The 8,359-nt window shown below is 54.1% G+C and carries 6 protein-coding genes; 3 read left to right on the top strand and 3 right to left on the bottom strand.

Features of this window, described 5'->3' with window-relative positions; all coding sequences use genetic code 11:
* Position 1: 1 nt before the first annotated feature.
* From HKD31_RS14160 to HKD31_RS14170, 3 genes are all read right to left on the bottom strand, one after another.
* On the bottom strand, positions 2-2,410 hold the full coding sequence (locus HKD31_RS14160; RefSeq protein ID WP_194265556.1) for a TonB-dependent receptor: 2,409 nt from the start codon (positions 2,408-2,410) through the stop codon (positions 2-4).
* A gap of 72 nt (positions 2,411-2,482) precedes the next feature.
* Positions 2,483-3,805, bottom strand: coding sequence for a type I glutamate--ammonia ligase (locus HKD31_RS14165; protein WP_194265555.1), 1,323 nt, complete (start codon positions 3,803-3,805; stop codon positions 2,483-2,485).
* Complete coding sequence (locus HKD31_RS14170; RefSeq protein ID WP_194265554.1) at positions 3,798-4,415, bottom strand: cysteine hydrolase family protein; 618 nt, start codon at positions 4,413-4,415, stop codon at positions 3,798-3,800. Before HKD31_RS14170 ends, HKD31_RS14165 begins: the two co-directional genes overlap by 8 nt.
* Before the next feature lie 188 nt (positions 4,416-4,603).
* Between HKD31_RS14170 and HKD31_RS14175 the strand changes: the two genes are divergently transcribed.
* The 3 genes from HKD31_RS14175 (at position 4,604) to HKD31_RS14185 (ending at position 7,627) form a co-directional block, all read left to right on the top strand.
* On the top strand, positions 4,604-5,914 hold the full coding sequence (locus HKD31_RS14175) for a M20 family metallopeptidase (RefSeq protein ID WP_194265553.1): 1,311 nt from the start codon (positions 4,604-4,606) through the stop codon (positions 5,912-5,914).
* Positions 5,911-6,765: a MurR/RpiR family transcriptional regulator gene (locus tag HKD31_RS14180; RefSeq protein WP_194265552.1), complete on the top strand. Its 855-nt coding sequence runs from the start codon at positions 5,911-5,913 to the stop codon at positions 6,763-6,765. Before HKD31_RS14175 ends, HKD31_RS14180 begins: the two co-directional genes overlap by 4 nt.
* A 79-nt stretch (positions 6,766-6,844) precedes the next feature.
* Positions 6,845-7,627 carry an N-formylglutamate amidohydrolase gene (locus tag HKD31_RS14185; RefSeq protein ID WP_194265551.1) on the top strand — a complete coding sequence of 261 codons (783 nt, stop codon included), beginning with the start codon at positions 6,845-6,847 and terminating at the stop codon, positions 7,625-7,627.
* The last annotated feature ends 732 nt before the right edge of the window (positions 7,628-8,359 follow it).

An 8,359-nucleotide genomic window follows, 5' to 3' on the forward strand; every position in this document is an offset into this window, starting at 1 on the left:
GTCAGAAATTGGCAGTGACATCGAAGCCGACATTTGCTGGAGGAGCGACTATATCGTGGATATATCGTCCTGATGGCAGGGCAAAGAAAGTGTTGAATTTGGAGAGGATGATGTATCGGTTCAGTACGTTGTTGCCATAGAGCGAGGCTGACCAGTATTTGCCATGATACATCACTTTGAGGTCCAACTGGTTCCAGGATGGGATATGTAGGATGGGATCGGCAGATGTCGCATTCGTGCCCACATAGGTACTGTTGACCCAGCGGAAATTCGCTTGGAACATGAGACTTTGCGTGGTGCTCAAGGCTAGGGTGTAGGCACCGCGGATGTTGGCGGTCCAGTCCGGAGTGCTGGGTAGGGCGGACCCTGTACGCACTACGGCAGCTTTGCCTGCTCCGGGATGAATTACATAGTCGAGGAACTTGCTCGGCGTGTAAGCTGCATTGGCGTTGATCTCGAAGCGTGGGGTAACGTGCCAGCCAATATTGGCCTCAAAACCCGTAATGCGACTGGCCCCGGCATTCGTTATGGCATTGGAGGTAATGCCATCGCGAACAACGGTAGAATCCACCTGCTGATTGTGGAGTTCGGTGTCGAAGCCGGCAAGCTCGACAATGATGTTTTTGTTGACCTGGGATTTTATCCCCATCTCATAGGTGTTGGTCGTTTCCGGCAGGACGGGCGAAACATCCGTCGGGACGACGGGGGCCTTCTGATAGCTTCCAGATTTGTAGCCTTGGGCATAACGCAAATAGACAGATGTCGAGGAAGCCAGGTCATAACTCAGCGTGGCAGAAGGCAGTGCCCTGTTCCAGCGTCTCTCGCTGAGGACGGGCGTGTTGAAGGACCCCCAGGAAGACAGGCTGGAGAGTGGAGCGGACAGGACGTTGTTTGCCGGGATAACATAACGTTCCAGCCCCGAAGCGCGGGTGTCTTCCCAGAGATACCGGACACCTGCTGTGAGATGTAAGCGAGGCGTGATCGCATAGGCCAACTCCCCATACCCGCTATACCCGGTGCGGCGCAGGGAGACGACCTGCGAGTTCCAGATTCCGCTGTAGAGCGAATGCTGGGTTCCGTCCGGAGAGTCGAGATCAGAAAGAAGATAGAACCTGTTCGTGTATTCTCTGTCCTTGTAGGCCGTGAAGCCCACATTCCATGTCAGACGTCGCTGTCCGACGGACTCGATCCTGAATTCCTGCATTTTGGACTGCTGTTCGGAATAGATGTCCTGCAGGTTATTGGTCAGGCGTGAATCTCCCACGAAATCTAGGGGAACATCGGAACGGGATTCACGCCATGATGTGATGGTCGAAAATTTGGCGTAAGGCAGCGTATAGCTTGCGATGAGGGCCGCACCGTAATTGACACTGTCAGCCTGATAAGCCAGATCGCCATTGACATTGTAACAGTGACAACTGTCCAGAGGGCCGGCGCCGTTCTGGTTGCCATTATCGCGATGATAGTCGCCGACGAGGCGAAATTCGAGCCTCTGTGTAGGTTTGTAACGCAGGTCCGTTCGGAAGCCCCCTTTCTGTTCGACGCCCGTATAGCGGTTGAGTTTGATATGCGAACCGTAAAGGGAGATCAGATCCTGATTGGGAAAGTATGGATCGGTGAGAGGGAATTTGGATTTTCCATTATTTTTGATGTATCCGTCTGAACGGCTATAATCGGCGATAATGGAACCATAAAAATTCCTGGCAATTTTGCCGCTGAGATAAAGCTGAGTGGTTAACGTGTCGAAGCTGTCCAACCCGACACGTGCTCGCCTGACTGTATGGTCACCTGGTGGGGCTGTCACGATACTGACAATGCCGGCTTCTGCATTTCGGGAAAACTGGGTGTTCTGGGGCCCTTTGTAGATGTCAACCCGTTCGGGATCCATGAAACCTACATCGAAATCAAGCGCAGGCATGTAGACGCCATCGACGTATATTCCGGTAGCGGGCTCAAGCTGGGCATTGGTACCAACACCGCGGATTACCAACTGGGTAGATTCCTGTGAGGGCGAGAGCTTGCTGGTTGTCATGTAAAGACCGGGTGTCATGCCCAGCAGATCCGTAGTTTTCGTAACATTGAGCTGACGTAGCTCGGCCCCGGAATATGTGGCAATAGACTGCGGCTCCTGCAAAAGCTGATGTCTGTGGCTTTGCCCGTTGATATGAATTTTTTCGACACTTGTGCTAGCCACTGTTAACGGATGCGCAGTTGCCTTTTTCGTAGCGTGTGAACCGTGGCGAGATGCGTTTGGGATGTCGCGGTTCGCCTGATGGCCGGAAGATGCTTCTTCGGCTGCGCAGGCTTTATGTTGCGATATGGCAACAAAAACAAGAAATGTTGCGGGAAGCGAGGCGGAACCGAGTAGGCCCCGGAGACGCCTGCTGTGCTGTGACCTGCCATTGGACATTGTGGATCCGCCTTTTCTAAAAACCGTGACGATGTGGTTACGTCTTTGGCTACTGGGTTTGTTGTCTCTGGATCAGTATATTCTTGCATATTTCCGGCACAGCTCTGCCGGATCGCAGTCGGCTACCCGTTCTATTTCGCAGATCTTGGCGGTACGGATTCCATCCACCAGGGTCGGATCAAACCAGTTCTTTACCGTAACGTCATCCAGGAACGCTGCCAGCGCTTCTGTTAGTGATGCGGGAAGGCGCGTGATGCCCATCTCCGAACGCTGCGTTTCCGAGAGGGCATCGGGATCTCCCGATAGAAGTGAGGGGGTCGAGCGTTTCTGGCGAAGGCCTTCAAGACCCGCGCGCACCAGTGCACCCAGGGCCCAGTAGGGGCTGGATGTTCCATCTGTCGGGCGAAATTCAATATTGAAGGCTTTTTCCGGATTAACCCCCGGCGCCATCGGGCAAATGCGCAGAGCGGCTTCCCGGTTTAAAGCACCGAAGCTCGCATAGGCCGAACTCCAGTGATGCGGAAGCAGACGCAAATAGGACACTGCCGTGGGAGCACAGAAAATCATAAGTGCATGCATATGTTCCAGGATGCCGGCGACGAACTGACCGCACAGTGTTGAGACCCCACCTGGAGCACTCGGGTCATAGGTTACGGGTTGAAGGTTGGTGCTATCCAGGAACGAGAAATGAATATGCAGCCCGTTCCCAACGCTGTCTGGATGCAGTTTGGGGGTGAAGGTGGCGCGATGTCCATGCAGGCGTGCAGCCTCACGGACGACCTCCCGGGTCAGAATGGCTTTGTCGGCCGCTTCAAGAGCAGGGCGAGGTGGAAAAGCCATTTCAAACTGGTCGACGCCATATTCGGGGAGAACGATTTCGGGAGCGTTGCCGATATCCGTAAGAGCATCCGTGAGGGCACGCAGGAAGCCGTCTGCACGTCGCATAGCCTGTATGGAAAATGCGGGCGCTGAATCCCATTGCGTACCCGTAATCTGGAATTCCATTTCAAATGTCGCCTGCATGATCAGGCCGAATTCATTTTTCAGGTCATCAAGCGCAGCCTTGAGGAAAGAACGACCGCAACCGTACCAGGGCAGCCCCTCAAGCGTCGTGATGTCGCACAGCATTCCCGAAAACGCTCCGTCTCCAAGGCGACAGGAAAGGAATTTTGTCTGCGGATCGGGACGGAGGCGCAGGTCGCCGGTACAGCCCCATGGGTTGTCGGCGGCAATTTCGTCAAATGGTGTAAGGCCCAGATTTGCTGGAACCCAGCCACAGCCTTTCTCCATGGCCTGCGCGCGTGCGGGAAGAGGAAAGAAACGGCCACGGGTGATTCCGACCAGATCATTGGTGAGAAGTGCTCCCAGTGTTGTGGTCTGGTGATCATCATGCATGACAGGAAACCTCTTCCATTCTGCGCAGGACGTTCTCGGTATCGGTAATCGTGCAGTATCCGCCAAAAGCCGTAAGGGCAGCCGCGTGGCGTTCAGGGGAGTAGGTCGAGCAGGCGTCTTCGGGAACCAGGACGCGATAACCGCGGTCTGCTCCGTCGCGGACCGCCATGTCGACACATTGATCTGTGAGTTGCCCGGCGACGATCAGATGATCGGTGCCAAGGTTCCTCAGGATGTAATCGATATTGGTCGAATTAAAGACCCCGGAAGACGTTTTGGGCAGAACGATCTCGTCCTTTTGAGGTGCGAGTTCGGGGATGATATCGCCGTCCGGATCGTCGGGAGCGATGTGGATGGGGGTCAGTTTATGGTCCAGAGACCGGTCACGGCCGTCTGAACGCAGACTTCTGATGATTGTGTGCACGACATCAATGCCCAGTCTGCGTGCCGACTGAAGCATGCGGACCTGGTTGGGGACTGCAAGGGTTGCGTTGCGTGTTGTGAAATAGTCGTTCCCTGTCCCGGTGGGAGAACGCATCCAGACAGTTTGCATGTCGACCAGAAGGAGCACGCTTCGCCCCGGCTGAAATCGTGAGTCCCGAGGTGTCATAGGCCTCCGTCCGTCCCTGGTTGGCTGTTCATGTGAAAACCATCGCGCGTAGATCAATCCGGAGTCAAGATGATTCCAGTATGGACATATTCATCAATAATGTTGACTATCTTACAAAACGCGACCGGCACGCCAGAGCTGACGATTCCGGCCCGTGTTGGAAAGCGCCATCTGAGGGGAAGTGTTAGATGAAGCAGGCTTATGAAAAGGTTTGTGCTGTCATTGATGCGGAGCAGGACTGGGCGATTCTGCAAAGTCAGGCCATCGTGCGCATTCCCTCGATTAATCCCAAGTTCCAGATCGCAGACGGTCTGAACCGTGAGGCCGATGTTCAGGCGTATCTTGCTGGCCTGCTGGAAGAGATCGGTCTGAGCACCGAGCGATATGATGTGTTCCCCGGCAGGCCCAATCTGATCGCCAGCCTGGCCGGAGAGGACGAAACGTCCCTGATGCTAAACGGTCATATCGATGTGGTGCCTGCGGGGGATGCCGGAACCTGGTCGATGCCACCCTTTTCCGGTGACATTGCGAAGGGTTGTCTGTGGGGAAGGGGCGCCACTGACATGAAGAGTGGCGTCATCGCCATGATCGCTGCGCTAAGGGCCGTTCTCAGGGCTGGATACCGACCCCGGGGGCGTGTGGACGTTCACAGTGTCGTTGATGAGGAAGCCGGCGGGTTCGGGGCAATTCATGCAGCGGCAAATTTTCCGAAATGTCGTGCCGGGATCATCACGGAAACGACTTACGGCAACATCCTGCCAGCGGAGGGCGGTCTGGAATGGGTCCGGGTGGTCATCCCGGGCCGGGCTGCCCATTCAGCATGGCGTTACACATCGCTTTACCCGCTGGCTGAGGCACCGTCCCGAACGCCGGGCGTCAGTGCTGTAGATCTTGGCGCGCGCTTCCTGATTGCACTTGGCGAACTGGAACGTGACTGGGCCATGACCAAAAGCCATCCTCTCCTGCCACCAGGGATGAATACGTTGCACGCGGGTGTGATCCGTGCGGGAGCGTTCGCTGGACCAAATGGCGTGCCGACAATGATGGAAAATCCGGCCATCACGCCAGACTGTTGCGCAATTGATATTGATCTGAAGTTTCTGCCGAACGAGAAAAGTGCGGATGTTCGTACCGAATTCGAGGCATTCGTCAATCGTTTTGCGCAGAACTACGCCTGGCTGCGGGACCATCCTCCCAAGGTGATCTGGGAGCTTGGGGGCCTGCATTTTGAACCTATGAACACGCCTGTCGAGCATCCACTGGTGCAGTCTCTGGTTTCGGGCAGAAAGGCGCTGGGGCTGGATGTGGACATTACGGGGTTCATCGCCGTTTCCGACGCTGCCCATTATGCCGCGCATGGTATTCCCTGTGTAATCTATGGATGTTCGGGAAACAATGCCCACGGCATAGACGAATATGTAACGCTTGAGAGTATCACAGAGACAACAAAGGTTCTGGCGTATAGCATCATGAAATGGTGCGGTATTCACGGCATATGACAGAAAAATTCACATCCATCCGGGACGAACTGATCGAGAGAAGTTCTGGATTGACGCGCTCTGAACTCAAGGTCGTTCGGGTTCTCGTCGATAATTATCCGTTGGCAGTTACGGGCTCAATGTCTTCACTGGCCCGGCAGGCTCATGTGAGCGATCCGACCGTCATGCGGGCCGTGTCGAAGCTGGGGTTCGAAAACTACCAGGAGCTGAAAGCGGCCATTCTCGAGGAACTCGATGATGGTCGTTTTTCTCCATTGCGGGTACTCCAGGGAAAGGATGCCAGGTCTTTCCGTTCCGACGAAGTGCATAACATGTTTCTTGAGGGGATCATTGCCAATCTTCAGACGATGCATGACGGGTATCTGCCTCCGAATTTTCACGGTGCAATGGAGTTGCTGGGAAGACGCAGGCGGTATGTCTACTGTTTGGGAGGACGATCCAGCAAGCATCTCGCGGGTTTGCTGCAAGGGCATTTGATCCAGGCCCGATCAGGCGTCTTTCATATTGGTGGCGGCCCGGCGGATCTCATTGATCTTCTTGCAGATTTTACCGAGAACGACACACTGGCCGTGTTCGATTATCGTCGCTATCAGGAGGATATCATTGCTTTTGCGCGGTCCGCGTATGAGCGGGGTGTTCGCATCCTGCTATTCACTGACATGTGGCAGTCTCCTATTGCCGCATTCGCCAATGTGACGCTGAGCGCTCCGATCGCGACCATCTCTCCATTCGATACTCTCATTCCAGGACTGGCACAGATTGAAGCGCTGTTCGCTGCCATCATGGCGGATCCGGAAAGCAGGGTTCAGGAACGACTGGAAGATATCGAGAGGGTACGCAGGAAGCTTTAGGCATTCACTGGAAATTCAATCATTTCATTTACTGGTGTTGGCAGTGCGCCTGGATCATCCGGTTATTTAAAGGATAGATATGATACTGAGAGCTGTGTTGGATCGGTCTGAAAATTCAGGGGCTGAAGCTGTAGAGATCGTTAATCCATCTGGAAAATCTCCCTATGTTCTTCTGTGCGAACATGCCTCGTCATCAATTCCATCTTCCTATGCGAACCTGGGGCTGTCGGTAGAGGAACGGTTGCGCCATATCGCATGGGATATCGGTGCCCGGGCGGTTGCTGTTGAATTGTCACGACAGCTCGATGCCGTTCTTATTCTGGGAACAGTATCGCGCCTTGTCATTGATCTCAACAGGCCATTGCATAGTTCGAGTTCGATCCCGACAGTAAGTGAATTGACCGTTATTCCGGGTAATAAGGATCTGTCTGATATCGAGCGGCAAGAGCGCCAGAGGCGCTGGTTCCATCCATTCCATGACGCTGTAACGCGCATTCTGGACCAGCGGCAGGCAGTGAAAGAGCCGACGCTACTGCTTGGAATCCACAGTTTTACCGCAGTATTCAAAGGGGAGCAGAGGTTGTGGCCAGCGGGAATCCTGTTTGACAAGGCAACAGTCTATGCCGAAGCCTTCATCAAGGCCCTTCATGAGGCTTCTGGCGATCCGGTCGTCGGAAATTTTCCTTATGTGATCGAATTTGATGAAGATTATGCGGTGCCGGTTCATGGCGACGGGCGCGATATTCCTGCATGTCTTGTTGAAATTCGGCAGGATCTGCTGACGGAGAAGCATCAAACGTACCGATGGGCATCCTTCTTGGCGCAGGCTGCTTTGAAAGTTCAGGGCCAGCTGTTGTGCTGATGCGTTATATTAATACGTTTGAAACCCCTGTAGCGGTTTCAGTCTGTTTTTTTGCGGGATTCTTCGGCTCTGGCGTGATGGAATGACCGGCAGGATTCCGTGGATCCGTAGATCCTGAGAGGATATCCCTGACTGTCACATCGGGCGTGAACCTTGCTCGTAAAGTCACTGCGTGATCGACTAAAAAATTCCAGGCGAGTTCCCCTTTTGCGCCGCTGACCGGTGATTGAGCAGGGATTACTGTGCTTTTGACCCTATTCTGTCCCTCACTGATCAGGCGAAAATCCATCAACGTTTGCCGCAGGGCATCCCAGAGATCCTGTTCGGTCTAACGGTGAAATCGGACATACACGGAGCATGCCATTGAGGAACAGGTGGTTGTCTTCAGTTGACCGGGTCCAACATCTGTGTCCGGGTGGCAGAAGCAGACCAATAATCGCCCATTCCTGATCCACCAGATCGCCTCAGGCCATGCCGGTTCCACGACGCTGCCGAGTCAAAGCAACCAGCGGAACAGCTCTCACCCCATACCAATAGGTCTTTTGTCAACGTGATTTAAACATCTAAATCGGGACATATTCACAACCGGCTTGATCTGGTCGCATGTTCTCCATTTTAGACAGCAGACCTGCGGAAAGGTCTTTGGAGATGGACAAGAGGGGGCTTTATGCCATCATCCGGCGAGTTCTGTTCCCTGACTGTGGAAAATAAATCGCATGAGCCTGTGTTTCA

Origin of the sequence: Gluconobacter potus, assembly GCF_015244705.1 — a bacterium.
Lineage (GTDB): Bacteria > Pseudomonadota > Alphaproteobacteria > Acetobacterales > Acetobacteraceae > Gluconobacter > Gluconobacter potus.